Source organism: Betaproteobacteria bacterium, assembly GCA_016720855.1.
GTDB lineage: Bacteria > Pseudomonadota > Gammaproteobacteria > Burkholderiales > Usitatibacteraceae > FEB-7.
Genome location: JADKJU010000001.1, coordinates 75,130 through 100,917 on the forward strand (window position 1 = coordinate 75,130; position 25,788 = coordinate 100,917).

At 67.5% G+C, this 25,788-nt stretch carries 18 protein-coding genes; 9 read left to right on the top strand and 9 right to left on the bottom strand.

What is annotated here, in order from left to right:
* The first annotated feature begins 18 nt into the window (after nucleotides 1-18).
* Both zwf and pgl read left to right on the top strand, forming a co-directional pair.
* Nucleotides 19-1,395: a glucose-6-phosphate dehydrogenase gene (gene zwf / locus IPP91_00315; GenBank protein MBL0140543.1), complete on the top strand. Its 1,377-nt coding sequence runs from the start codon at nucleotides 19-21 to the stop codon at nucleotides 1,393-1,395.
* A complete protein-coding gene (gene pgl / locus IPP91_00320) occupies nucleotides 1,395-2,096 on the top strand; it encodes a 6-phosphogluconolactonase (GenBank protein MBL0140544.1) in 702 nt (233 codons plus the stop codon). Before zwf ends, pgl begins: the two co-directional genes overlap by 1 nt.
* 40 nt (nucleotides 2,097-2,136) lie before the next feature.
* Here pgl and IPP91_00325 read toward each other — a convergent pair whose 3' ends face one another.
* The 4 genes from IPP91_00325 to IPP91_00340 form a co-directional block, all read right to left on the bottom strand.
* Nucleotides 2,137-2,352 carry a hypothetical protein gene (locus tag IPP91_00325; GenBank protein ID MBL0140545.1) on the bottom strand — a complete coding sequence of 72 codons (216 nt, stop codon included), beginning with the start codon at nucleotides 2,350-2,352 and terminating at the stop codon, nucleotides 2,137-2,139.
* A gap of 110 nt (nucleotides 2,353-2,462) precedes the next feature.
* Nucleotides 2,463-3,017, bottom strand: a complete 555-nt coding sequence (locus tag IPP91_00330) for a DUF1269 domain-containing protein (protein ID MBL0140546.1) — start codon at nucleotides 3,015-3,017, stop codon at nucleotides 2,463-2,465.
* 108 nt (nucleotides 3,018-3,125) lie between these two features.
* Nucleotides 3,126-3,740: a hypothetical protein gene (locus IPP91_00335; GenBank protein MBL0140547.1), complete on the bottom strand. Its 615-nt coding sequence runs from the start codon at nucleotides 3,738-3,740 to the stop codon at nucleotides 3,126-3,128.
* 120 nt (nucleotides 3,741-3,860) lie between these two features.
* Nucleotides 3,861-4,130, bottom strand: coding sequence for an HPr family phosphocarrier protein (locus tag IPP91_00340; GenBank protein ID MBL0140548.1), 270 nt, complete (start codon nucleotides 4,128-4,130; stop codon nucleotides 3,861-3,863).
* Between the two features lie 369 nt (nucleotides 4,131-4,499).
* Here IPP91_00340 and IPP91_00345 point away from each other — a divergent pair, with 369 nt between their 5' ends.
* The 4 genes from IPP91_00345 to IPP91_00360 all read left to right on the top strand — a co-directional run bounded on the left by IPP91_00345 (nucleotide 4,500) and on the right by IPP91_00360 (nucleotide 8,402).
* Entirely contained in the window at nucleotides 4,500-4,766 is a 267-nt protein-coding gene (locus IPP91_00345; protein ID MBL0140549.1) for a hypothetical protein, read from the top strand.
* A gap of 23 nt (nucleotides 4,767-4,789) precedes the next feature.
* Entirely contained in the window at nucleotides 4,790-5,449 is a 660-nt protein-coding gene (locus IPP91_00350) for a response regulator transcription factor (protein MBL0140550.1), read from the top strand.
* Between the two features lie 2 nt (nucleotides 5,450-5,451).
* The gene (locus tag IPP91_00355; protein ID MBL0140551.1) at nucleotides 5,452-6,786 is read left to right on the top strand and encodes a sensor histidine kinase N-terminal domain-containing protein; all 1,335 of its coding nucleotides are present in this window, start codon (nucleotides 5,452-5,454) and stop codon (nucleotides 6,784-6,786) included.
* Between the two features lie 107 nt (nucleotides 6,787-6,893).
* A complete protein-coding gene (locus IPP91_00360) occupies nucleotides 6,894-8,402 on the top strand; it encodes a DegQ family serine endoprotease (protein ID MBL0140552.1) in 1,509 nt (502 codons plus the stop codon).
* 149 nt (nucleotides 8,403-8,551) lie between these two features.
* Here the strand turns inward: IPP91_00360 and IPP91_00365 are convergent, their stop codons facing one another.
* The 5 genes from IPP91_00365 to IPP91_00385 form a co-directional block, all read right to left on the bottom strand.
* Entirely contained in the window at nucleotides 8,552-10,582 is a 2,031-nt protein-coding gene (locus IPP91_00365) for a CHASE2 domain-containing protein (protein MBL0140553.1), read from the bottom strand.
* An 8-nt stretch (nucleotides 10,583-10,590) separates the two neighbouring features.
* Nucleotides 10,591-13,923, bottom strand: coding sequence for a FecR domain-containing protein (locus IPP91_00370; GenBank protein MBL0140554.1), 3,333 nt, complete (start codon nucleotides 13,921-13,923; stop codon nucleotides 10,591-10,593).
* 25 nt (nucleotides 13,924-13,948) lie between these two features.
* Nucleotides 13,949-15,580: a hypothetical protein gene (locus IPP91_00375; protein MBL0140555.1), complete on the bottom strand. Its 1,632-nt coding sequence runs from the start codon at nucleotides 15,578-15,580 to the stop codon at nucleotides 13,949-13,951.
* 212 nt (nucleotides 15,581-15,792) lie between these two features.
* Complete coding sequence (locus IPP91_00380; protein MBL0140556.1) at nucleotides 15,793-19,206, bottom strand: hypothetical protein; 3,414 nt, start codon at nucleotides 19,204-19,206, stop codon at nucleotides 15,793-15,795.
* 106 nt (nucleotides 19,207-19,312) lie between these two features.
* Nucleotides 19,313-22,822 (bottom strand): FAD-dependent oxidoreductase, encoded by a 3,510-nt coding sequence (locus tag IPP91_00385; GenBank protein ID MBL0140557.1) that lies wholly within the window; start codon nucleotides 22,820-22,822, stop codon nucleotides 19,313-19,315.
* 330 nt (nucleotides 22,823-23,152) lie between these two features.
* Between IPP91_00385 and IPP91_00390 the strand changes: the two genes are divergently transcribed.
* The 3 genes from IPP91_00390 (at nucleotide 23,153) to egtD (ending at nucleotide 25,768) form a co-directional block, all read left to right on the top strand.
* Nucleotides 23,153-24,235, top strand: coding sequence for a transglutaminase domain-containing protein (locus tag IPP91_00390; protein ID MBL0140558.1), 1,083 nt, complete (start codon nucleotides 23,153-23,155; stop codon nucleotides 24,233-24,235).
* Nucleotides 24,236-24,305: 70 nt separating this feature from the next.
* Nucleotides 24,306-24,806 carry a TlpA family protein disulfide reductase gene (locus tag IPP91_00395; GenBank protein MBL0140559.1) on the top strand — a complete coding sequence of 167 codons (501 nt, stop codon included), beginning with the start codon at nucleotides 24,306-24,308 and terminating at the stop codon, nucleotides 24,804-24,806.
* A gap of 17 nt (nucleotides 24,807-24,823) precedes the next feature.
* Nucleotides 24,824-25,768: an L-histidine N(alpha)-methyltransferase gene (egtD, locus tag IPP91_00400; protein MBL0140560.1), complete on the top strand. Its 945-nt coding sequence runs from the start codon at nucleotides 24,824-24,826 to the stop codon at nucleotides 25,766-25,768.
* Nucleotides 25,769-25,788: the final 20 nt, after the last annotated feature.

Genomic DNA, 25,788 nt, shown 5'->3' on the forward strand with positions numbered 1-25,788 from the left:
GACGGGGGTGCGAAAGCGATGAACGAACAGCCATCAGACGCGCTGGTATTCTTCGGCGCCACCGGCGACCTTGCCTACAAGAAGATATTTCCTTCCTTGCAGGCGATGATCAAGCGCGGCCACCTCGACGTGCCGGTAATCGGCGTCGCCAAGGCAGGCTGGAACCTTGACCAGCTCAAGGCGCGCGCACGCGACAGCATCGAAAGGAACGGCGTGTTCGATGCCGCCGCGTTCGCGCGCCTGAGCGAGCTGCTGCGCTACGTGGACGGCGATTATGGCGACGCGGCGACGTTCCAGGCGCTGCGCAAGGAACTCGGCGCCGCGCACCGGCCGGCGCATTACCTCGCGATCCCGCCCGCGCTGTTTGGTGTGGTGGTCGAGCAACTGGCCAAGTCGGGCTGCACCGAAGGCGCCCGAGTCGTGGTCGAGAAGCCGTTCGGGCGCGATCTCGCCACGGCACGGGATCTGAACCGGATACTGCTCGGCTGTTTCGACGAGGAGCACATCTTTCGCATCGACCATTACCTGGGCAAGCGGCCGGTGCACAACCTGGTCTTTTTCCGCTTCGCCAACGCGTTCCTCGAATCGTTCTGGAACCGCGAGTTCATCAAGAGCGTGCAGATCACCATGGCCGAGGATTTCGGCGTGCAAGGCCGCGGTGCCTTCTACGACCAGGTCGGCACGATGCGCGACGTGGTCCAGAACCACCTGTTCCAGGTGCTGGCCAACCTCGCCATGGAGCCGCCGGCGCGCGACGACGCCGAATCGATGCGCGACGAGAAGGTCAAGGTGCTCAAGTCGATCCGGCCGATCGAGCCGGCCAATCTCCTGCGCGGCCAGTTTCGCGGCTACCTGCAGGAGCCCGGCGTCGCGGCCGACTCGCCGCGGGAGACTTTCGCGGCATTGCGGCTGGATATCGATTCCTGGCGCTGGGCCGGCGTGCCGTTCTACATCCGCGCGGGCAAGTGCCTGCCGGTGACCTGCACGGAGGCTGTCGTCACGCTGCGCCGCGCGCCCAGGGTGTTTGCCGGGTGCGCCGGCAAGGCGAACTACCTGCGCTTCAGGATCAGTCCGGAGATGACCCTCGCCATCGGAGCCACGGTGATGGACCCGAAGGACCGGATGATAGGCGAGCAGACGGAGCTGCTCGCGAGCCACCGGCCCGACGGCGCCCAGATTGACGCCTACGAGCGGGTGCTGGGCGACGCGATGGCCGGTGACCGGACCCTGTTCGCGCGCGAGGACTATGTGGAAGAGGCGTGGCGCATCGTCGATCCCGTGCTCAAGGCGGGCACTCCGGTCCACGCCTACGAGCCCGGCACCTGGGGCCCACTGCCGGCTGACGACAGCGTGTCGCCGCCGGGCGGCTGGCGCAACCCGGTCGTCACCGGCTGATGATGAAGATCGAAGTGCTCGCCGATCCCGACGCCGTGGCGCATCGGGCTGCGGGGCTGGTCGCTGCGGATGCGCGCGCCGCGGTTGACGCACGGGGCCGCTTCGTCATGGCGGTCAGTGGCGGCCGCACTCCCTGGGCCATGCTGCGGGCATTGGCGCAGGAAGACATGCCCTGGGCGGGCGTGCACGTCATGCAGGTCGACGAGCGCGTTGCACCCGCCGGAGACGCGCAGCGCAACCTCACACACCTGGCGGAAAGCCTGCTTGCGCATGCCCCGCTCGCGCCCGCGCAAGTTCATGCGATGCCGGTGGAGGCGACCGATCTGGAGGCGGCGGCGGCCAGCTATGCCAGGATGCTGCGCGAACTCGCGGGTTCGCCGCCGGTGCTCGATCTCATCCACCTCGGGCTCGGACCCGATGGCCACACCGCGTCGCTGGTGCCCGGCGACCCGGTGCTGGATAACATCGCCGACGACGTGGCGCTCGCCGGGCCTTACCGGGAGAGGCGTCGGATGACCCTGACCTACCCGACGCTCGATCGCGCGCGGCGCATCCTGTGGCTCGTGACCGGCGCGGACAAGGCGGCAATGCTCGCGCGACTGTGCGACGCCGACCGCTCGATTCCCGCAGGGCGGGTGCGCCAGAGCCGGGCCCTGCTGCTCGCGGACACGGCCGCAGCGAACCAGGCTCATCCCGGCTGAAGCTCGTGCCACCTCCCGATCTGCGCGATACTCGACGCACTCACGGCGCCGGTCGGCAATTGAGCATCACGGTGTGCTTTGGCAATGTCAGGGTCTCCGGCGGCTTGCCGTTCAGCGTCACGAGCGTCACGTTGGGCTCGAAGAACTCCGTGATGATGACGCCGACGCGCACTCGCGCTCCCTCCGGGATGACCTTGCCTTCGAAGCCCAGCGGAAGCTGGACTTCCAGTTCCTGTCCGACCTTGAGATCAAACATGGATACTCCTCTCGTGCGTATGAGGCAGCGAACGACACTGAGTTGTTACGGACCGCGCCAGCGGCCATTGGCAAGCGGGTAAGCCGCCGGCGCGGATTTCCGACGAACACTCACGCCGCGTGCTTCGCCGATTGCGCGGCAACATGGCTCTCGTGCAGGTCGACGCGCGAGGCATTCAGAGTGCTCAGGATCGCCCTGGCGCGCGCCATCTCTTCTGCCGGGCCGCTCGCCATCACCAGGAACTTGTCGGCCTTCAGGGCAGTCTCGTAGGCGATCACGGTGTCCTTCGGAATGCCACTGCTGTAGAGAGCCGCGCCCAGGGCGCTCAGCCCGCCGATCACGACGGCTCCCTCGATGGCGGCGATCACCGCGGCGGTAAGGTATCCCAGCACGACGACGTGTCCGATGACGGGAACGAAGAGGAACACGCCGCCAACGAGCCAGCCCCAGAGGCCGCCCCAGAAGGCCCCGCGCTTGCCCCAGAATTTCATTCTGTCGCCCGTGTTGTAGAAGCCCACGACCTTCTCGTCGATGTGGTATCCCCTGCCGACCACGCTGAGGTGCTTCATGTCGATTCCGGCCCCGGCCAGCTTCCTGACCGCGGCCTCCGCGCCCTGGTGTTCAGGGAATATCGCGACTGTGGTGCTGGGTTCGTCCTTTTGCATTTGGGTACTCCTTGCTGTGGACAGTCTTCGGATCCAATCTGTGCTTCCGGCCGGGCGCCGTCCGTGCGCCGGCCCACACAGATCAGGGGAGTTCCGGGAAGGCCAGAATCAGGAAGCCTCCGGGTGGCCCTGCTTCTTCAGGTCGCTCTTGAGATTCGCCTTGTCGGTCGCGAGATCCCGCTTTTCTCCCTTGATGGCCCGGGTGTCCTGATAGACGGATTCGGAATCACGGGACACTGCAGCCATCCGGCCTGCCGTGGTGTCGGCCTCGAGTGCCTTCTCGTCCGCGCGCAGTTGCTTCCTGTCGTGCGCCAATGCGGCTTCGTCGGTCTTCATCTGCGGCGTTGCGGGCTTGTCCGCCTTGATCGCCTGCGCTTCGCCCTTGATGGCCAGTTTGTCCCGATAGACTGTCTCGGCGTCATCGGACGTCGCCGCCATGCGGCCCGCCCTGGCATCGGCTTCGAGCGTCTTCTTGTCCGTCTTCAGATTCTGGCGCTCCTGGGATAGCGCGGCCTCGTCGGCCTTGATCTGCATTCTGTCGCCCTGCACCGCGCGGCTCGTGTCCGAGGTCTGCGTTGTCGCCGTGGATTGGGCATATGCAGTTCCACAGGCGAACGCAGCGACGACCATGGGGACGGCAATCCTGAAGACGGGCTTCAGGACGATCGCCCCGCGATGAAATCCGGTGGCGACCAGTTCGTTCGGTTTTCTCGATGTCTTCATGTCAGCTCCTTGGGTCATGGGTGAATGGGTGGGACAGGGGCTTGTCCACGCACTCACGGTGAGTCCCGTTGCTTAGGCCACACTTAAGGGGGCTGGCAGGCGCCAGGGCAGCTCCGGCAGCTAACGGCGCTCGCCGAAGCCGTCGTGAAACAGCTGGGCGATCTCCCGCATGGCGGCATCCTCTTCTGGACCGTTGGCCTCGATCCGCACCGATACGCCCATCACGGCGGTCAGGAGCATGACGGCAAAGATGTTGCGCGCGCTCGCGCGGCGCCCGTTGACCACCAGCGACAAGCTGCAGCGGCAGCGCTTTGCAATGTTCACGATGCGCGCGCACGCTTGCGCATGGAGGCCATGGGGGTTGGAGACGACGATGATTCGGGTCTGCATGAAAGTCCCTGTGTGTGCCCCGTGGGGCCATGGGCGCCTCATCCCTTGTCGCCAACGGCTCCGCGGAAGACAATTGGCCCCTGACCCAGTCTCGATTGACGCGGGCGGTCAGGATTAGTTCGATGGCGGTGGCCTTAAGGTTCCTTTAAGGGTCGTCTCATAAAGTACTTTCCGACGAGATGCCGCAACCCTTCGGGATGCAACCTCGGCGTCAATGGCAGGAAATCGATCCGTGAATCCATGCAATCGCTCGGTGATGCCCCGGCCGATCACTCGAATCGTCCGGCGCGTCGAAATGACCCAGGAGCCCGGCACCGCGCCGGAGGCCACATCGCCGTGCGGGGCGCCGCGCAGGGCAGGGAGATCGCGATGATCGAAAGACGTTTCCACGATTACCGGGCGTCTCGGCGCGTGATCGACGTCACTCCGGGAGCGCGCTGGCGCAGCGCGGTTCGCGCAGCGCTCACGACGGCGCTGATTGTCGTCGCGTTGCCGCTGCTCTGGCTGGCGGGTTCCCTGGTCCTTCTCGGGCTGCTGGGCGCGGCGGCAGCCACGCTCGCCTGGGCGTATGCAAGACATGGGTGGCGAAGCTGGCAGTCTTCCGGCCGCGATGGCGGCACGGTGGACCTGCGCTGACCGGACGCGGAATGGTCTGACCCGTGCGAATCCTGCTGGTCGAAGACGACGTGATGATCGGCGAGGCCGTTCTGGATCTCCTGCGCGCCGAGAACTATGCCGTCGACTGGGTCAAGGACGGCGAGATGGCCGAGACGGCGCTGCGCGCGCAGGGTTACGACCTCGTCCTGCTCGACCTCGGCCTGCCGCGCCGCGATGGCCTGGCGGTGCTGCGTTCGCTGCGTTCGCGCAAGGAGCGCATACCGGTATTGATCGCCACCGCCCGCGATTCGGTGCAGCAGCGCGTCGAGGGCCTGGACGCCGGCGCGGACGACTACGTGCTCAAGCCCTATGATCTCGACGAGCTTCTCGCCCGCATCCGGGCGCTGCTGCGGCGTGCGGCCGGCCGGGCAGAGCCGGTTTACGAGCACAAGGGCGTGAGCATCAATCCGGCGACCCGCGAAGTCGCCATCGGCGGCCGGCCCGTGGCGCTGTCGGCGCGCGAATGGGCGGTTCTGGAGCCGCTCCTGGCGCGGCCGGGCATGGTGCTGTCGCGCGCGCAGCTGGAAGACAAGCTCTATGGCTGGAAGGACGAGATCAGCAGCAACGCCGTCGAGGTCTATATTCACGGCCTGCGCAAGAAGCTTGGCGCCGACCTGATCCGGAACGTCCGCGGCGTGGGCTACATGGTGCCCAAGGCGTGAACATGGGCATGAATGCCGCCCACTCGTTGAGCGCGCGCCTGCTGTGGCTCCTCCTTGCCGCAATCCTGCTGACGGCGGTGATGCAGGCGTCCATCGTGTACCGAACCGCGCGCGCCGAGGCGGATGAGATCTTCGACTACCACATGCAGCAGATGGCGATGGCGCTGCGTTCGGGCCTGCCGGCGGATGCAGCGGCGGCCGGGGCCAACGAGGCCGGCGACGAGGAGAATTTCGACTTCGTGGTCCAGGTCTGGACTTCCGACGGCCTGAAGGTCTTCCAGTCGGCGGCGCGAGCCGAACTGCCCCAGCGCGCGATCCTGGGGTTCTCGACCGTGGAGGCGAGAGGCGGCACGTACCGCGTGTTCTCGATGCAGACCCGCAGCCGGGTCATCCAGATCGCGCAGGACATGACGATCCGAAGTGAGATGGCGCGAACACTTGCGCTGCGGACGGTGGGCCCGGTGGCCGTGGTCGCGCCGCTGCTCATGCTCCTGGCGTGGTGGGTGGTCAGCATCTCGCTTGCCCCCGTGTCGCGGGTGCGCCGTCAGGTGGCGCAGCGCCAGGCAGACGATCTTACCGAGGTGAGCGAGGTCGGCCTGCCGGACGAAATCCGGCCCCTGGTGCACGAATTGAATCTCCTCTTCGGGCGCGTGCGCCATGCGTTCGACGCCCAGAAGAGCTTTGTCGCGGATGCGGCGCACGAACTTCGCTCGCCGCTTGCCGCACTGAAGCTCCAGGTCCTGGGCCTGCAGCGGGCGCCCGACGACGCCGCCCGCGAACTGGCGATCAGCCGCGTGGGCGCCGGCATCGACCGGGCAACGCGGCTGGTCGAGCAGTTGCTGGCGCTGGCACGCCAGCAGGCGAACCTGGCCTCGGGCGCCAAGCCACAGGCGGTCGCCCTGGCGCAGATGGCCGGTCAGGCGGTGGCCGAGGTCGCGCCGGCGGCGCACGCTCGCGGGGTCGATCTGGGCCTGGGCCGAGCCGACGAAGGCGATATCGACGGGCACCCGGAGGCGCTGCGCATCCTGATTCGCAACCTGCTCGACAACGCGATCAAGTACACGCCCCCGGGCGGGCGAGTCGATCTGGAGGTCGAACGCCGTGCCGATGCCTTGGTGCTCAGCGTGGACGACAGCGGTCCCGGAATTCCAGAGCAGGATCGCGAGCGCGTCCTGGATCGCTTCTACCGGCTGGAGGGCAGCGAGACCACGGGCAGCGGCCTGGGACTTTCGATCGTGAAGTCCATCGCGGACCTGCATGGTGCAGAGCTGGAACTCGGCCGTTCGACACGGCTCGGGGGTGTTCGCGCGCAGGTGCGGTTTCCGACTGGACGCTGAGACCGGTCGCCGCGCATGGTGGCCGCGAGCGGCTGCTTAAGCGCCGTCTAAGTGTCCGCACGCATATTGAACGCGTACCGACCTGCAACCCCATTGGAGGATCTCTCATGAACGCTCGCATCTTCACTCTCAAACACGTTGTTGTCGCCCTCGTGGCGGCCGGCGTCATCGGCATGGCCGGCGCATTCGGCGCAGCGGAGAGCGGCCTTTTCGGCAGCACCCACGCCCGCGCCGGTGTTGCTTCCGCGGCCACTTCGGTGCCGGCAAGTGCCACTGCCCCGATGGCCCTGACCGACTTCTCGCAGATCACCGAACAGAACGGAGCCGCCGTCGTGAACATCAGCGTCAGCGGAATGACCAGGACGGCGATGGACGAACCGGCCGGGCGCCAGCATGGCCGTTCGAGAATGAATCCGGACGATCCGTTCTACGAGTTCTTCAAGCGCTTCGGCGTGCCAGGCGAAGGCTCCTCCGGCCCGCAGGAGATGCCCGCGCGCGGCCAGGGGTCGGGCTTCATCATCAGCTCGGATGGACTGATCCTGACCAACGCGCACGTCGTGCGCAACGCGAAGGACGTGACGGTCAAGCTGACCGATCGCCGCGAGTTCCAGGCCAAGGTGCTGGGCACGGACCTGAAGACGGACGTGGCCGTGCTCAGGATCGATGCGAAGAACCTGCCCACGGTGAAGATCGGCAGCGCGCGCGACCTGCGCGTCGGAGAGTGGGTGCTGGCCATTGGCTCGCCGTACGGATTCGACAATAGCGTGACGGTTGGTGTCGTCAGCGCCAAGGGACGCTCGCTTCCGGACGACGGCTTCGTGCCGTTCATCCAGACGGACGTGGCGGTCAATCCCGGCAACTCCGGCGGGCCGCTGTTCAATGCGCGCGGCGAGGTCGTCGGCATCAACTCGCAGATCTACAGCCGCACCGGCGGCTACCAGGGCCTGTCGTTTGCGATACCGATCGACATGGCGACGAAGGTCAAGGACGAGATCGTCGCCACCGGCAAGGCGACCCATGCCCGCCTGGGCGTGGCCATCCAGGAGGTGAACCAGACCTTTGCCGATTCGTTCAAGCTGGACAAGCCCGAGGGAGCGCTCGTGTCGAGCGTCGACAAGGGCGGGCCGGCGGACCAGGCCGGGCTCAAGCCGGGCGACGTGATTCGCAAGGTCGATGGCCAGCCGATCATTTCCTCCGGGGACTTGCCGTCGATCATCGGGGAAGCGACCCCGGGCCAGAAAGTCACGCTCGAGCTGTGGCGGCAGGGCAAGCGCGAGGAGGTGACGGCCAGGCTCGCCGACTCCGGCGACAAGGCGGCCAAGGTCGCCAACGCCGACGAGGCTGTTGGCAAGGGCAAGCTCGGCCTCGCGTTGCGCGCCCTGCAACCCCAGGAGAAAAAGGAGGCCGATGTCGAAACCGGGCTGCTGGTCGAGGATGCCGCCGGCCCCGCGGCGAGGGCCGGTGTGCAGGCCGGCGATGTCCTGGTTGCCGTGAACGGCACGCCAGCCCGAAGCGTCGACCAGGTTCGCGAAGTCCTGGCCAAGTCCAGCAAGTCGGTGGCGCTGCTGATCCAGCGTGACGGAACCAGGATCTTCGTGCCCGTGCGCATCGGCTGACCGGAAGCCGAACGAAGCAGAGTGCCCCGGGGCGGCGCACCCGGTCAGTCAGCCGCCCCCGTTTTTCGCTAAGGAGAGCGGGAATGAAAGCCCTGCTGCCGGGCATGGCCTCGACGTCCCGTCTCCAACCCGCCAATCGCAAGAGAGCATCACAGTTTGTCCAGGGACTCGGCCCGGTCCCAATCCGGCCCCGGTGGATCGCGCCGCAGGGCCTCGATCCACGCCAGGTAGTGGGTTGCCACGCCGTCGCTGTCGCGCTTGGCGAGCAGGCCCCGGAAGGCAGCCTGCGCGGCATCCCAATCCTGCCGGCCGAACGCCGCGAGAGCCGCGGCCGTCATCGTCCGCACCTCCGCGTCCTCGTCGAACGTGTAGACGTCCACGGGCTTGCTCTTGCCCTTGACGATGATGCGGCCCACTTCCCGCAGCGGCATCCCGGGTGGAAGCCGCTGTGCCGTGGCGCCGCTCAGGAGGATCGGGGTCCCGAAGAGCTTGTTGGCTCCCTCGAGGCGCGAGGCGAGATTCACGCCGTCGCCCAGCGCCGTGTAGTTGAAGCGGTCCTCCGCGCCGAGGTTGCCTACGACCGCCTCGCACGTGTGGATGCCGACGCGCATCCGGATCGGAGGCAGGCCCTGCTCGGCGAGGCTCGCGCGCAGGTCTTCCATGTCGGCCTGCATCTCGCGGGCCGCCAGGCAGGCATTGGTGGCGTGGTCCGCGTCGTCGAGCGGCGCGCCCCACAGCGCCATGATCGCGTCGCCGATGAACTGCGTGAGGGTGCCCTGACGGCGCTTCACGATGGCGGAGGCGCGCGAGAAGTGCTGCTGCAGCACCTGGGCCACCTGCTCAGGCCCGTGCTTTTCGGTGATGGTGGTGAAGCCGGCCAGGTCCGTGAAGAGCACGGTGATCGTGCGGCGCTCGCCTCCCAGCCTCAGGCGGTCGGGCTGCGCGAGCATGTGGTCCACGACCTCGGGGGAGACATAGAGCGCGAAGGCGCGACGGATCTCCGAGCGGCGGCGGCGCTCGCCGATGAAGGCGATGGCGCCGAAAACGAGATAGGCGATGAGCACGCCCGCGATGGCGAGCGAGACGGGAAGCCACGTCGAGCGATCGGCGAACAGCCAATAGGATGTGCCCGCGAGCGCCGCGCACAGCAGGATCACGACGAGAAGGCTCGGCAGCGGGCGCCAGCGGCGCAGCAGCGCGGAGGCGAGGAGGGAACCGGCCACAATAAGCGCAAGGCGCCAGGGAAGCGAGGCGGGAACGATCAGGTTGTTGGCCACCGCCCCCTCGAGGACGTTGGCGTGGATCTCGACGCCGGGCGTGAGTCCGCGCGTCTGCGCGGTGAACGGCGTGAAGAAAAGGTCGGCCTGCGCGGCGCGCGCATCCAGGCTTGCCTGCACGTCGCGGCCCACGAGGACGATCTGGTCCTGGAACGCCCCGGCGGGCAGGTCGGTATCGGCATTGAGCGCCTGGTAGAAGGACACGTAGGGAAACGTGTGGTCCGGCCCCACGTAGCGGACCATGGCGCCGGACGGCACGACAGGCGTTGGCAGCATGCCTGGCGACAGCATGTTGGCGCGATCGATGATGGCCTTCCAGAAAACGTCCTCGCCGTCCGGCACCCGCCGGATCACACCGTCGCTGTCGAGGTCGACGTGCGCCAGGCCCTTCGACGCTCCCGCGGCGACGAAGGCGGGGATCGGGTCCATCCGGATCCATTGGCGAACGTAGGCGGTTTCCTGGTAGGCCATGGTGGAGGCGATCACCACGTTGCCGCTGTCGCGGATCGCCTGCGCGAGCGCGCGGTCCTCCTCCTCGGTCGAGACCTCGGAAAGCGTCACGTCCAACGCGACGATCAGGGCGCCGGAACGCTTGAGCTGGTCGATCAGCTTTCCGTACAGGCTCCGCGGCCACGGCCATTGGCGGCCGATCTGCGCGAAGGAAGCCTCGTCGATGCCGACGATCGTGATCGGCAGGCGCGACTTCATCGGAGCGGTGGCCACGGTGAGCGCGTCGAAGCCGCGTTGCTCGAGCCCGAGACCGGCGCCGGTGAACGACAGCGCCACCATTGTCGCGGACACCGCCGCCGCGATGCCGAGCCAGACGCGAAGGGATACCGGGGCGGCCCGCTCTCCGGCGGGCATGCGAAGGAACGCGAGGAGGGCGGCGAGAAAGCGGCGCATCCGGGCCGTCAGAAGCGCCAGCTCGCGGCAACGCCAAAGGCGTCCGACGTTTCCTTCTTGAGCAGGTTGAAGCCGTAGAGCTCGACCGACCAGCGCTTGTCCGCGCTCTCGATGTACACGTTGAATCGCGCGTCCCAGCCCGCGGGCACGACCACGTTGTTGGCTTCATCGGAGTAGCGCTGGCTGCGCCACGCGCCGGCCACGGTGACGAAGGTATGCCAGCCGGGGGCCCACGTGGCACCCACGTCGGCATGCTGGCGGGGGATCCAGGGGACCTGCTTGCCGGCAAAGGCGGACGACGTGTTCTCGCTGTCGGCGTATTCGTAGTGAAGCCGCATCCCGACGCCGCGGCCGATCGTGCGCTCGTAGGCCACCTGGGCGCGCCGGACCTTGCCCTCACCGAACACGGGCGTGTCTTCCAGTTCGTCCGGCCGCGTGGGGGGCGTGAGCACGCGGTTGCGCAGGCGATCGAGATTCGTCACGTCCGCGCGCGTGTTGAGCACACCATCCAGCGGCGAGACGAGGTTGTTCACGTTCACATAGTCGTAGTGCGCTGCGACGAACGACACCGGCGAAATCGTCCACTCCCATTGCGCGCGGCATTGCTGCAGGTCGCCGCCGGGAAAGACGAGCTGGGTTTCCACCGGGATTCCCGCGACGGCGACGGGCTGCAGCGTGTCGAGCGCGGCGGGACGCAACCACTTGAGACAGGCGAGGCGCCCGATGTTTCCTTCCCGGGGCCTCCAGACGACACCCGCGCGCGGGTCGGTACCGCGTTTGTGATAATCGTCGGTAAACGACGTCGTTCCCTGTGCGCTCGTGACCGAGATGTCGCGGTCCTTGCGGTAGTCGCGCCAGACGAAGCCCAGTTCCCCCACGAGGGATCCACGGCCCATCGTGGCGAGTACGTTCACCGCTTCGGAACGGTCGATGTCGTTCTGGTCGAGGTATTGCTGCAGCGAAGGCGTGCCCACAAAGTGCAGCGTGGAGTCCTGCGCCAGCGTGCGCGGCGATTCGACGCGCGCGTATTCCGCGCCCAGGGTGATTTCAACGAGCTTGCCCAAGCTTCCGGTGTATCTCGCGCCTGCATCGCGGCTATCGGGCCGCGTGTTGAAGGTGGAGGCGCGGACGAGCGTCTGGTTGGGCAGGTACACGTTCGTGGACTGGTCCAGGTTCGAGTCCTCGCGTCCGGCGCCCGCCTTGATCCAGACCGCGTCGCTGGCCGAAATTGAATACCGCGCTCCCACGTCGATGCGACCGACGGATCCGTCGATCCGGCTGAAGAGGCCCGTAACGTCCTGCTTGCCGATGTCCACGTCTGCGGACAGGCGGTTGGCATAGAGGAAGAACGAGAGGTCGTAGGAAGGCTTCGCGCCCAGCGCCACCGTGTAGGTCTTCGCGCGCGCCTCGAACGCGGTGTTGCGCGGGTCGATGTGCGTGTCGATCCCCTCGAGGAAGTAGGCGAACTGCGCGCCATCGCCGACGATCCCGTTCACGGAAAGCACGGGCTCGGTGAGCGAGATGTCGTCGCTGCGCGTGTAGCGAAGCGTTGCGGTTGCGTGATTCCCCGGTGCGGGCACGAGCGCCTGGAAGCGGTTCGAGGCGCCGAACGCGAGCGAATCGGTGATGAAGCCCTGCATGAGTTCCGAGCGGCGACTGTATTCGCCAGGGTAGCGGTCGGCGAGGAACAGGTGGCTGCCGCCCCAGAAGGGAAGGTAGGACTCCTGCGCGGCACTGCTGGCCCACGCCTCCAGGCCCATGTAGCCCAGTGCGTTGCCCACGTTGGCCACGCCCTTCTGGTTGTCGGCGACCGCGTCCAGCGACTTGAGGAACGGCAGGCGCACGAGCGCCTCGCGCCCTTGCGCCGCGGCGGCCACGGGATCGATCGCGTCGATCCGGACCATCGAGGAGAGTACGTACGGGAGCGGATCCCTGGGATCGACCTCGGCCGCGCGCTTGAGCATGTCGGCGGCCGCTTCGCGACGCCCGTCCTGATAGTAGGCTGCGGCAAGGTAGGCGTAAGCGCGCGCATAGCGCGGCTCGATCAGGGTCGCCTTGAGGAGCGCTTCCGTGGCCGCCTCGCGATTGCCCAGTCGCAATTCGAGGATGCCCAGGCCCGTCAGCGCAACGTAGTTGTCGGGCTGCAGGTCGAGCGCCTTCGAGAAGCTCGCGCGTGCGCGGCCGAGCGCGCCGGCTGCGGTGGAGGCCGTGCCATCCTCTGCGACCGCGCTCGCGTTTGCCGGGTCGAGCGCCACGGCCTTGCCCAGGTGGTCGAGGGCCGGGCGCAGATTGTTGCGCTCTTCCTCCACGATGCCCAGACCGAGCCAGCCGCGCGGGTCGCCCGCGGCGAGATCGATCGCCCGCTGGCAGGCGCTCGCGGCTTCGTCGGCGTAGCCATCGAGGCGCGCTGATTCGCACACGGCGAGCCAGGCGTCGAGCGAGTCGGGCGCGCGCTTTGCAGCCTCGCGCGCGATGGCGAGCGCCTTCGCGCTTTCGCCTTCGAGCAGGGCGTAGCGCGAGAGGGCGGCGGCGAAACGCTCGTCCTTCGGGTTGCGTGCCCGGCCCCGGTCGATTGCTTCCGTGGCCGCGCGCATGTCGCCCCGGTACGCTTCGAAATCCGCGAGCAGGAGGTCGGCTTCGGCGGGCCGCTGTGCCCCCGAATCCGCGTAACGCTTGAGCCGCGCGTATGCCTCGGCCATGCCCAGCCCGCGCGTGCCTTCAAAGCTGTCCGGGTCGGCGCGGACCGACGATACCCATTGCACGCGCTCGCGCGAGACCGTCACCTGCAGCTTGACCGGCGCCTTGCCCTTTTCAGCGCGCGCCTGCTCGCCGCGTTGCACCACGAGCGCGCCGAAGTCGTTCGAGAAGTCCACCTCTCCGCTGAGCACCGACAGCGTGGCGCGCCCATCCGGATCGACCACCATCTCCCAATCGGTGCCGCGGATGGCCGCTACGGCCGAAGGCGTTTCCATCACAAGCCCGCGGGGCGCGGACTTCGACTGCACCCAACTGCGGCCCGCATTGAGGTTGAGGATCGTCTTGGCATCCGTTCCCTTGGCCGCGCTCTTGATCTGCAGCACGCTGTTGGGAGCCAGTCGGACCTGCGTGCCTTCGGCCAGCAGCACGCCCATGCGGGAGAGGTCCAGGGTGCGGACGAAGTTGGTGGGGAAAAGCGGTTGCTTGACCTTGGCGGGGGACCAGGCGACTTGCCGGGCCTCGCGCGCTTCGCCCTTGCCTTCCAGGCTGACGATCTCGGCGACGGAATCGGCTGCGATTGCGGAGTGCGCCAGGAAGAGGGCGGCGGCTGTGGGAGCAAGACGGCGGGCGAAGACGCTGTGCATTCTGGTCATCCTCCCGGCGCGCGGGCTAGAAGCGGTGTCTAGTAAGCGAAAGCTGTCTTCCGTCCGGCAACGTCATGGTGGCGGTGGTGGTCGTGTCGAATTGTACCGTCACCGGTGCCACGGTGCTCGGGGGGAGAGTGGGGGGCTTGTACCCGCCCATGAGCGTCTGCCCGTTGGCGTAGCTCCACCAGTTGCCGCTGAAAGTGCGCGGGTTGGGCGTGGGGAAGAGCGACAGGTACCACACCGGGTTGCCCGCCTCGTCGTACATGTAGCCGGCCAGATCCGCGCTCCCGTTCTGCCACTCGATGAAGAAGCCGCGGCCGCTCTCCGCCGGGTTCCACCACCAGCCGCTTTCGGGCACGTTGGCCTGGGGAGCTGCGGCGAGTCCGCCCGGAATGATATTGAAGCGCTCGATGGCGACCGTCCCGCCGGGCCACACCATCGTCCCGTTGGAGGCGTCCGAGAAGGCCAGCGTGAAGGGGCCCGCGCTCTGCACCGGATTCGGAGGCTTGTAGGCACCGGTGAGCGTCTGCCCGCCGGTGACCTTGAGCAGGTCGCCGGTGAAGAGGGAGCCGTCGAGCGAGGTGTTGCCGGTGGCCACGTACCAGTTGGAGCGCCCCGTGTCGTCGTAGAGGAAGGCGGCGAAGAAAATGTGATTGCCGGCGACTTCGACGGAGTAGCCGCGACCGCCCTCGGTGGTGTTCCACCACCAGCCGGTCTGCGGGGCCTGGGGCTTGCACTCACGCGCACCGGGGACGGTGACCACATTGCGATTCAGGCCCCCGCTCAACATGGCTGCTGCGTTCGTGCCGTAGCCCACGTAGAAGGTGGCGCCTCCGATGTTGGCCGTGGCCACGCCGTTGATCACGCTTACCGCCTGGCCCTGCGAGGAGAGGACGCCGGTGACATAGGCCTGGAGGCTGGAGGGGGACACCGCCTGCAGCTGGCCCGAGGAATCGAGCTGGGCGAGGACGCAGGCGATCGCCGTATCCTTGGTGCCGTCGGACTTCCTCGCGTACCCCAGGGGAGGCAGCGAGGCATTGGCGGGCGCCGCCTTCACGAGGTCCGACGGGGCCATGGCGAACGAATAGACGCTGCCCTGCCTGCCGACATCCTCCGGACGGTACTGGATCGCGGCCGTGATGTTCGAGACCGTGGGACCGATGCTCCCCGTCACGACCATCGGGAAGACGGGCGGCGCTCCGGTTCCCTGGACGCTGAGGTGGATCGTGTTGGTGCAGGTTTCCCCCGTGGGCGAATTCACGAACGGTTGCGGTGGACAGCGCTGGTCGCCGCTCATCGCAAGCGATGGCGATGCCGAGTATTGCGCGGTCAGATCGCAATTGACTGCGCCATTGGCCTCGTGATCCCCGTACACGGAAGCGGCCGAGCCGTCGGACTGGACGAACCACGCAGGAGTCCCGGAGGGCTGCGCCATCGAGTACGGAGCTCCATTTCGGGTGGCGATCGCCAGGCCCCAAATGCCTTCGAACTCGCCAGATTCGGAGACCGTCCCGGACCACGGCAGCGTGAACGCGTAGGTGGTAGTCGAGCCGTTGCACGAAATTTGCTCGACGTTCGTGATCACGCCACGCCAAGGTCCGGCAAAGGCACTTGGTGTGCTCTGCGCGTACGCGGCGCCTGTACCAGTAAGCATGACCAGCGCTCCGCTGGTTGCCGAAAGAAATAGCTCAACACCAATAATCCCGTGCGCCAGCCCGCTGAGAACTTTCATTGACTTCACCTCCGGGTAGGGGTGACACGAATCGCGACGTGATCCGTACTGCGCTTAGTGAGACGCTCATGCGTTTCGCGACCCGAGGCGCGCTAAGCAAGCCTTGAGTCGTGAGTGCGCCACCCTCGAGACCTTCAGAACCGGTGCCGGGTGAGGGGAAGCTGCCGTCCGTCCGGCAACGTCATGGTGGCGGTGGTGGTCGTGTCGAACTGCACCGTGACCGGCGCCACGGTGCTCGGGGGGAGGGTGGGGGGCTTGTACGCGCCCATGAGCGTCTGCCCGTTGGCGTAGCTCCACCAGTTGCCGCTGAAGGTGCGCGGGTTGGGCGTGGGGAAGAGCGACAGGTACCACACCGGGTTGCCCGCCTCGTCGTACATGTAGCCGGCGAGGTCGGCGCTCCCGTTCTGCCACTCGATGAAGAAGCCGCGGCCGCTCTCCGCCGGGTTCCACCACCAGCCCGACTCCGGCACATTGGCCTGGGGAGCTGCGGCGAGTCCGCCCGGAATGATGTTGAAGCGCTCGATGGCGACCGTTCCGCCGGGCCACACCATCGTCCCGTTGGAAGCATCGGAGAAGGCGAGCGTGAAAGGGCCCGCGCTCTGCACCGGATTCGGAGGCTTGTAGGCACCGGTGAGCGTCTGCCCGCCGGTGACCTTGAGCAGGTCGCCGGTGAAGAGGGAGCCGTCGAGCGAGGTGTTGCCGGTGGCCACGTACCAGTTGGAGCGCCCCGTGTCGTCGTAGAGGAAGGCGGCGAAGAAGATGTGATTGCCGGCCACTTCGACGGAGTAGCCACGGCCGCCCTCGGCGGCGTTCCACCACCAGCCGGTCTGCGGGGCCTGCGGTTTGCATTCACGATTGCCCGCGACGCTGGCCACGCCGCGATTCAAGCCGCCACTGAGCATCGCCGAGGCGTTCGATCCATACCCCACGTAGAAGGTGGCGCCTCCGATATTCGCGGTCACGGCACCGTTGATGATGTTCACCGCCTGTCCTTGCGCGGAGAGCACGCCGGTCACGTAGGCTTGCAGGCTCGAGGCGGTGACCGCCTGCAGTTGCCCGGTCGAGGTGAGTTGGGCCAGCACGCACGCCACCGCGGCGTCCTTGCGGCCATCGCGCGACACCGTCCTGCCCACCACCAGGGGCGCCTCGCCGCCTTTCGCCGATCGCACGACATCCGCGGGCGCCGAAGCGAAAACGAAGACGCTGCCGGTCGTGCCCTGGTCCTGCTGGCGGAACTGCAGGTTCGCCTTGACGTCGCCGCCCGCGTTCGACGCGACGAGGAGAAACACGGGAATCTTCTGTGACGGAATCACCTTGGTGATCGCGGGGTTCAGGTCGAGAAACCAGTTGTTCGCCTCGATGCTCCCGGTGCCGTCGTCCCGGATGACGACGATGGGTAGATCGCGAGTGACGAAGGTCCCGTCGCCCAGGCGCCCGTCGACGTTTTTGCCCCACGCGTAGACCGTGCCGTCCGCCTTGAGGGCCATGGCGCCCCCGCCGCCGCCGGATACCCCGACGATGGCGGCAATTCCGGTCACCACGACGGGGCTCGTCTGGCTGTAGCCGGACCCGTCACCCAGCTGGCTATCCCAATTCGCGCCCCAAGCCCATACCGTGCCGTCGCTGCGGATCGCGAAGGAGAAGGAGTCACCCGCGGCGATCGCGACGACGTCGGTCAGCCCGGGAACCGGAGCGGGAATCCCGTGATCGATGTTCGTGCCGTCCCCTAGCTCTCCGGAATAATTGAGGCCCCACGACCATACCGTGTGATCGCTCCGCAACGCGAGGGAATGCCCGCCTCCCGCCGCGACGGCGATCACGTTGGTCAGGGCGGCCACCGGCACGGGGGCGTCGCGGTTGATCGTCGTGCCGTCGCCGAGCTCGCCGGCGCCATTGCCTCCAAAGGCGCGGACGGTCCGGTCGCCCATGAGCACCAGCGTATGGGAGGGTCCCGCCGAGAATGCGCTGACGCCCGCGAGCCCGGGGATCTGCGCCGGGTTCAATTCGTCGACATCGCTGCCCCGGCCGAGAAGGCCCCCATAGTTGTAGCCCCAGGACCACACGGTTCCGTCGGACTTGAGCGCGAACGAGGAGTAATACCCCGCGCCGACATCCTTCACGCCGGCGAGCCCGGTCACCGGAGCCGGTGTGGACCTGCTGATCCGGCTTCCGTCGCCCAGTTGCCCGAGGCCGTTGCCTCCCCAGGCGAGAACGGTACCGTCGGACTTGAGCGCCAGCGTATGGCTGCCCCCGCCCGCGATCTTCGTGACCGACGTCGCGCCGGGAACGATGGCAGGCGTCGTTCGCAGTGGCCGTACGCCATCGCCGAGTTCACCGAAGTCGTTCGCGCCCCAGGCGCGCACCAAACCGTCATCGGAAACAGTGAAGGCGTGATAGCCGCCGGCGGCGATTGTGGCCGCGGGGGGAATCGCCGCAACCCGCACCGGCTCCCCCCGGTTGTCTGTCATCCCGTCGCCCAGCTGTCCGTAGCTGTTGTTGCCCCAGGTCCAGACGGAGCCGTCTGCGGTTCGCGCGACCGAAAAGTAGTTGCCTGCGGCGATCGCCGTCACGCCGGCGAGCCCCGATGCCCGAACCGGTGTGGTCGATGGCGTATTGCGTCCATCGCCCAGCTGGCCCGAATAGCCGCCGCCCCAGCCATAGACGCTTCCGTCCTGAAGGAGCAACAAGGTATGGTCGTCGCCGGCCGCCACATCCTTCGCGGCAAGGCCGCTGGACACGAGGTACGGCGAGGAACGGTCGGCCGTCAGGCCGTCTCCCACCTGCCCGCTGTAGTTGCTGCCCCACGCGTAGACCCAGCCGTTGGCCGTCACCGCGACGCTATGCTCGTTTCCGGCCGCGACGCGGATCACGCCGGACAATCCGATCACGGGGCTCGGCATGGTTCGGCCCGTGTAATCCGTGCTGAACGTGCCGTCGCCCAACTGCCCCGCGTCGTTCCGCCCCCACGCCAAAAGCGTGCCGTCGCGCTTGAGCGCGAGGCTGTGGGCGCCTCCCGCCGAAATCGCGGTGACGTCGGAGATCCCGGGCACCTGCACCGGCTTGCGCAGGCTCTCCTCGTATCCCAGCTCGCCGTGATAGTTCACGCCCCAGGACCAGACGGTTCCGTCGCCCTTCAGGGCGAGCGTGTGATCCCCACCCGCGGAAATCGCGATCACGCCGGCGAGGCCTTCCACAGGGGCCGGCGTGGAGCGGTTCGTGACGGTTCCGTCGCCCAGCTGTCCCACGTTGTTGGCGCCCCAGGCCCAGACGGTGCCGTCGCGCAGGAGTGCAACGACATGATTTTGCCCCGAACTCACCTGCGCCACGCTGGAAACACCGAGCACGGCGGCCGGGGTGGTGGACTGGAGCGTGCGCCCGAGCCCGAGTTGCCCGGTGGAATCGTCCCCCCAGGTCCGGACCGTGCCGTCCGCGCTCAAGGCGACGCTGTGGTGATTGCCGGCGCTGATCGCGGGTGCGACGGCATGGGCGAACGTGGCCCCCAGCATGGCAGCGATGAACGCGGGGATCCAGGAATGCGGGTGATGCATGTGTATGCCTCCCCGTCCAGACTGGCCTGGGTTCTGCTGCAGGCGCTGCAGTGTGCTCTCCCGGCACTCCCGGATCAAGCCGGGCCAATGCCCGAACGGCAGCCGGTCAGGCTCCCGCGCGAAGCCCCAGGCGTCTGAGGCACCGGTCGATCCAAAGCGCCGTGAGCTTCTCCTGCACGGAGTTCTGTCCGAGCCGCGCGCGAAGGCCGGGGAAATCCACCCGGTCGAGCTCCTGGTCCTGGTTGAAGCAGGAAAAGACGTAGGAGGTCTTCCCGGTGACCGGGTCGCGGTGCGGCTGCAGGCACTGCGCGCAGATCTCCTTCATCATGCATTGCATCGGCGAGTTGATGGACCCGATGGCCACGTGCGACGCCTTGAGGTGCGGGGCCAGCACGCCGTGGCGGGCGCCGGCAACCGCAGCCATCATCGCGTCCGACCCAATGACGATCAGGCGGTCCGCGTCAGTCAGCGCGATGGAGACGGTCCCGAGGCGGCCCTCGGCATGCGCCTTCATGGCCTCGACGATGTTGCCGTGGAACGACTTGTCCCGCGCGCGGCCCGGCGTGAATCCCGGCGCCTCGTCGCAGCACCAGACCACCTCGTCCGCCGCCGCTTCGATCTGGTCGACCTTGTAGCGGTCGATGCGCTTCTTGTACCCCGCGAAGTAGAGCACTTTGGAGCCGGCCTTGCGCAGGGCGGCGCCGATCGAGAAAAGCACCGCGTTGCCGAGCCCGCCGCCGATGAGGACCACGGTCTCGCCGCCGGGCGTTTCGGTGGGCGCGCCCGTGGGGCCCATGAGGATCACGGGCTCTCCGGGCTGGAGGTGCGCGCACAGGTCGCTCGAGCCGCCCATCTCCAGCACGATCGTGGAGACGAGTCCCTGGTCGCGGTCGACCCAGGCGCCGGTGAGCGCGATGCCTTCCATCGCGAGGCTCGTGCCGTCAACCCGCCGGGCGAGCGTCTCGAAGTTCTGCAGCCGGTAGAACTGGCCGGGCAGGAACTGCCGCGCCGCGAGCGGCGCGTGCAGGACGACCTCCACGATGTTCGGGGTCAGCCGCTCGACATGGTGAACACGCGCGCGCAACAGCGAGTTCATGGTGGCGAGGAATGCCGCGGCATCGGCGGCGGGGCGCGAGGGGCGGCGCTCGAGCACCCGGCTCACCACCGGGTAGCCCTGCTTGGCCGAGCCCATGGCCTTGACCACGTTCCCGGAAAACGAGGGGTGCAGGTCGCCGAAGAAGCTCATGTAGCGATTCTCGCTGTCGCGCGAGAGGAGCATGTTCGGCATCGCGGGCTTCGCGGATCGCTCGGGGGTGACCGGGTTGCCCTCGTCATCGACCGCGCGGAAGTACCGGCCGTCCACGACGAAGTGGCCGGCATCCTCGCGCGCAAGCACGGTGTTGGGCTGCGTGCCCGCGGCCACGAGGATACTGCGGGCGGGAAGCGGGAACTCGCGCTCACCCGATTCCGGGGATGCGCGGACGGTGAGAGCCTGCGCGTGGCCGTAACGGTCCACGTCCACGCGAACCGGCGTGAGTTGCTCGGCGAAGCGGATGCCTTCCTCGAGGGCTTTTTCGATTTCCTCGTGGTTGAGCGTGTAGCTGGGGCTGTCGATCATGCGCTTGCGGTAGGCGATGGTGGATCCGCCCCACGATTGCAGCAGTTCCACCACGCGGGCCTTCCGGCCTTCGCGGGCGGCCGCCACGCGCTCCTGCCGTATCGCCCGGGCGTGGGCGATGAACTCGGCCGCGATCTCGAGCTCTTCCTCGCGCCACGCCGACCTCACGCGCGCCTCGCCCAGCTCTTCCACGAGCGTCTCGTAGCGGGAGAGAAACTTTTCCACCTGCACCGGGTAATAGGCGAGCGACTCGGTGGCCGTGTCGATGGCCGTGAGGCCGCCGCCCACCACGACGATCGGCAGTCGCAATTGCATGTTGGCGATGGAATCGGTGCGCGCCGCGCCCGTGAGCTGCAGCGCCATGAGGAAATCGGAGGCGGTGCGCACGCCACGGGCCAGGCCGTTCGGAAGATCCAGGACCATCGGCTTGCCGGCCCCGGCCGCGAGCGCGATGTGGTCGAAGCCCATGGCGAAGGCCTGCTCGGCCGTGAGCGTGCCGCCGAAGCGAACGCCGCCCACCAGCGCGAAGCTCGCGCGCCGCTCGACGAGCAGGCGCGCGATCTTGAGGAAATTCTTGTCCCAGCGCACGGTGATGCCGTACTCGGCCACGCCGCCGAAGCCGGCCATCACGCGGTCGTCGAGCGGTTCGCCGAGCGATTCGATGTCGCGGATCGGCTGGAACGGCACGCGGCTTCCCGAGGCATCGACACCGGAGATCGACGGGTCGAGCGGCTCGATCTTCAACCCGTCGATGCCCACGACCGTGTGGCCATCGTTCATGAGGTGATGCGCCGTCGTGAATCCCGCGGGACCCATGCCCACCATGAGGACGCGCTTGCCCGTGGCGGGGCGGGGCAGGGGGCGGCGCAGGCTGAGCGGGTTCCAGCGCGTGAGGAGCGAGTAGATCTCGAAGCCCCAAGGCAGTCCGAGCACGTCCTTGAGCGTGCGCGTCTCGGCCTGCGGAATGTTCACCGGATCCTGGCGCTGGAAGATGCACGACATCATGCAGTCGTTGCAGATGCGGTGCCCGGTCGCGCACACGAGGGGGTTGTCGATCGTGATCATCGCGAGCGCGCCGATCGCAACGCCTTCGTTCTGGAGCTTGTGGAACTCCGAGATTCGTTCCTCGAGCGGGCAACCGGCGAGCGGCACGCCGAAGACGCTCTTCCTGAAGGCGACCTTCCCGTTCCCGTCCGGTTTCTCCTTCAGTCCCTTGGAGCACGAATCCTTCCCCTGCTCGTGGCAGATGATGCAGTAGTTGGTCTCGCCGAGTGCTGCGGTGAGGCTCATGCCCGGGTCGGTGAGCGCAAAGCCCTCGCGTCGGCGGACATGGTTCAGCGTGTGCACGGCGTATCCGGCGGACGAGTCGGTGGACACGGGCACGAGGTGCAGCGGCTCGACCTTCTGCGGCGGCTTGAAGAGCACACCCGTCCGGTTGCGGCGGCGGCCCTCGGCCGTGTGCGCGGCCCAGGCGCTGTAGCGCTCCGCCAGCGCGAGGACCTCTGCATTCGCCGCTTCGTCCGCCTGCCACACGAGTACGGCGCGTGCGAATGCAAGTTCCTCGAAGCGCCCGCCGAGCTTCGCGGCGAGTTCGGCCTCGAGTTTCGGGCCGTCGATCGTCGCGGCCTCGTCGGCCTTGATCTTGAGCATCGCGCGGCGCTGCACGAACTTGCGCTTGACGCGGAAGAGCGGCTCGCTTTCCGTGTGCGCGGCGACCAGGCGATCCACCTCGGGACCGATGCCGAAGAGCTCCGTGATGAAGTCATCCAGGACGGGTGCCACGGCGATAAGGAGTTCGGCTTCGTCCTTGACGGCGAGGGAGTCGGGAGCAGTGCGGGCGGCGGTCAGTCGCGCGCTCAGGTCCGGGTTCGCGGTCGTGAGGGCTGCGACGAAGCCGGCATCGAGGCGCGCAAGCCCCGCGGTTTCGTAAAGATCATCGAAGCGCAGGCCGAAGGCGAGAGCAAGCGCTGTGGCGGGGGGGGCGGTGCGGGTGGTCATGGAATTCCCATACTCGGCGCAGGGATTTGTGCGTGCGCCATGCGGTGCAAAGCGGATCATTTTAGCCGAGCCGGGAGGGGAATGCTGCGCTGCGTCAGAGCAGCGCGCACCGGCCGGGTCATGGGACCAAATCCGCAGCCCGTTGCGAACCGTATCCACTATCATTATCCGCACAGTGGCGAGCCCGCCACGTTTCCCGGGAGCACTCATGATCGTGCCGAACCGTTCGCGAACCAAGCGATCCCTCATGTCCGCCCCGCTTGCCTGTAGCGGATGCGGTCCCCGGCTGGCCCTCGCGCCTCCTCAACCCGACTGAGAATGGAGCCCACCATGCAACGTCGCAACTTCCTCCGCCTTGCCGGACTCGCCTCCACGGGCCTGGTCCTTCCCGCCGCAGTCTCCCGCGCCTTCGCGCAATCCCCCGCCGACCGCTGGCGCACCTTCGAGGTGACCACGCGCGTCGAGGTCGTGAAGCCAGCGGGCAAGACGCGCGTATGGCTGCCGACGCCGCTCACCGTCGATACGCCGTACCAGAAGTCGCTGGGAAGCACGTTCAAGGCCGAAGGGGCCGAGGGGAGCGCCGCCTCCGATCCCGCCTGGGGTCTGGGCATGGTGTGGACCGAATGGGCGGAAGGCGCGAAGCCCGTCCTCACGCTCGTGAGCCGGTTCGCGACGCGCGACGTCGCGGTGGATCTGACGAAGCCGCGCAAGGTGTCCGGGAATCCCGCGGAACTCGCCCAGTACCTCAAGGCGACCGAGTTCCTGCCCACCGACGGCATCGTGAAGGACACGGCGATGGACATCACGAAGGGCACCCGGGGCGACGTCGAGAAGGCGCGCGCCCTCTACGAATGGATCTGCGACAACACCTTCCGCGATCCGAAGACGCGCGGCTGCGGTGAAGGCGACATCAAGTACCTGCTCGAGACGAAGAACCTGAGCGGCAAGTGTGCGGACCTGAACTCGCTCTACGTAGGCCTGGCCCGGGCCGTGGGATTGCCCGCGCGCGACGTGTACGGAATCCGCGTGGCGAAATCCGAGTACGGGTACAAGAGCCTGGGCGCCGGGACCGAGAACATCACCAAGGCGCAGCATTGCCGCGCCGAGGTGTTCCTCAACGGCTACGGCTGGGTGCCGGTCGATCCCGCCGACGTTCGCAAGGTCGTCCTGGAGGAGCCCCCGGGCAACCTGCGGATCGGGGACGAGAAGGTGACGAAGGCGCGCGCGCGGCTCTTCGGGTCGTGGGAGATGAATTGGCTCGCCTACAACTTCGCCCATGACGTGGCGCTTCCGGGCGCGGCGAAGGGCAGGATCCCGTTCTTCATGTATCCGCAGTGCGAGACGGCCGATGGCAGGCTCGACAGCCTCGACCCGGACAACTTCAGGTACCAGATCACCGCGCGCGAGATCTGACCCTCGAAAAGGCCGCGCGCGAAGCGCGGCCTCCCTCCCTGTGCTTCGATTCCCGACTTCGATCATTGCCATGGCGATGCTGGCTGCCGCCTTGTCCACGCAAGCAGCCGATTCCCTCAGGCCGTGGGCGGGAGGAGTCACGCCCGTGCTCGTCCTGAAGACACCGGCCGGCGACACGGTCGATCTTGCCAAGCTTCGCGGCAAGGTGGTGTTGGTGAATTTCTGGGCCACCTGGTGCGCTCCGTGCGTCGAGGAGATGCCCGCGCTCGCGAGGTTGCGCGTAAGGCTTGCACCCCGCGGCTTCGAGGTGATCGCGGTGAACCAGGGCGAGATGCCCGAGCGGGTGAATGCCTTCACCGGCCGCACCGGGCTGGACCTCCCGATCCTCATGGATCGCGACAAGCAGGCCGCGAAGGCATGGAAGGTGCGGGCGCTGCCGACGACCTTCATCGTCGATGCGGCCGGGCGCATTCGCCTGTTCGCGGAAGGCGAGCTGGATACCGGTGAGGCGCTGGAGGCGGCGATCCTGCCCTTGCTTCCGCGCGAGCGGCCGTCGTCCGCGGCCCGCTGAGTACCATGGACGGCCCGTTGCTCATTGATCGTCTCGCCCTCGATACCGGGGCCGAGCGCCGTGAGCTCGTGGAAGGGCTCCTGCGCGAGCCCGCGGCCATCCCGCCGAAATACTTCTATGACGAATTGGGCTGCGCGCTCTACGGCGCCATCTGCCGCCTGTCCGAGTACTACCCGACGCGAACGGAGATCGAGCTTTTCCAGGCGAGGCGCCTGGAGATCGCCTCCGTCATCGGTCCCGGGCGCCAGTTCGTGGATCTCGGAGCGGGCGACTGCTGCAAGGCGAAAGGGTGGCTACCGCACCTGTCGCCTTCGCGCTATGTCGCGGTGGACATCGCCATCCACGAGATCGCGGCTGCGCTCGAGAAGCTGGCGCCGGATTTCCCGGACCTCGAGCTCGTTGGCGTGGCGACCGACTTCTCGCGCGCGCTGGATCTGGACGGTGTCCTGGTCGATACGCCCGCACTTTTCTTCTATCCCGGATCCAGCATCGGGAACTTCACGCCGACGCAGGCCACGGCATTCCTCGCGGGTATCCGGCGGTATTGCGCAGCGCGGCCCGGCAGCTCGCTCCTCATCGGGGTGGACGGGAAGAAGGCGAAGGCCACGCTCGATGCGGCCTACGACGACGCGCTCGGCGTCACGGCGGCGTTCAATCGCAACTCGCTGCGCCACCTGAACGCGAAATTCGGCTTCGATTTCGACGTGGACGGGTTTTCGCACGTCGGCTTCTACAACGAGGCCGAGGGGCGCATCGAGATGCACCTGGAGAGCATTCGCGACCAGGAGGTGCTGCTGGACGGCCGCGGACGCCGCTTCCGGCCGGGCGATCGCATCCACACGGAGAATTCCTACAAATACGCGCCCGCGCAGTTCGAGGCGATGCTCGGGGACGCGGGATTCACTTCCGTGCGCCGATGGGACGCGCAGGGGGTGGCTTACTCGGTGTTCCACGCCGCCTGAGCGGCGACCTGCCGGACCGC

Bases quoted from the DNA above. Each gene is read 5' to 3' on its own strand.
- pgl (MBL0140544.1), top strand. From the start codon at position 1,395: ATGATGAAGATCGAAGTGCTCGCCGATCCCGACGCCGTGGCGCATCGG.
- IPP91_00380 (MBL0140556.1), bottom strand. From the start codon at position 19,206: ATGCATCACCCGCATTCCTGGATCCCCGCGTTCATCGCTGCCATGCTG.
- IPP91_00355 (MBL0140551.1), top strand. From the start codon at position 5,452: ATGGGCATGAATGCCGCCCACTCGTTGAGCGCGCGCCTGCTGTGGCTC.
- IPP91_00365 (MBL0140553.1), bottom strand. From the start codon at position 10,582: ATGCGCCGCTTTCTCGCCGCCCTCCTCGCGTTCCTTCGCATGCCCGCC.
- IPP91_00390 (MBL0140558.1), top strand. From the start codon at position 23,153: ATGCAACGTCGCAACTTCCTCCGCCTTGCCGGACTCGCCTCCACGGGC.
- IPP91_00330 (MBL0140546.1), bottom strand. From the start codon at position 3,017: ATGCAAAAGGACGAACCCAGCACCACAGTCGCGATATTCCCTGAACAC.
- IPP91_00385 (MBL0140557.1), bottom strand. From the start codon at position 22,822: ATGACCACCCGCACCGCCCCCCCCGCCACAGCGCTTGCTCTCGCCTTC.
- IPP91_00375 (MBL0140555.1), bottom strand. From the start codon at position 15,580: ATGCTTACTGGTACAGGCGCCGCGTACGCGCAGAGCACACCAAGTGCC.
- IPP91_00395 (MBL0140559.1), top strand. From the start codon at position 24,306: ATGGCGATGCTGGCTGCCGCCTTGTCCACGCAAGCAGCCGATTCCCTC.
- IPP91_00345 (MBL0140549.1), top strand. From the start codon at position 4,500: ATGATCGAAAGACGTTTCCACGATTACCGGGCGTCTCGGCGCGTGATC.
- IPP91_00325 (MBL0140545.1), bottom strand. From the start codon at position 2,352: ATGTTTGATCTCAAGGTCGGACAGGAACTGGAAGTCCAGCTTCCGCTG.
- IPP91_00335 (MBL0140547.1), bottom strand. From the start codon at position 3,740: ATGAAGACATCGAGAAAACCGAACGAACTGGTCGCCACCGGATTTCAT.
- IPP91_00340 (MBL0140548.1), bottom strand. From the start codon at position 4,130: ATGCAGACCCGAATCATCGTCGTCTCCAACCCCCATGGCCTCCATGCG.
- IPP91_00360 (MBL0140552.1), top strand. From the start codon at position 6,894: ATGAACGCTCGCATCTTCACTCTCAAACACGTTGTTGTCGCCCTCGTG.
- zwf (MBL0140543.1), top strand. From the start codon at position 19: ATGAACGAACAGCCATCAGACGCGCTGGTATTCTTCGGCGCCACCGGC.
- IPP91_00370 (MBL0140554.1), bottom strand. From the start codon at position 13,923: ATGCACAGCGTCTTCGCCCGCCGTCTTGCTCCCACAGCCGCCGCCCTC.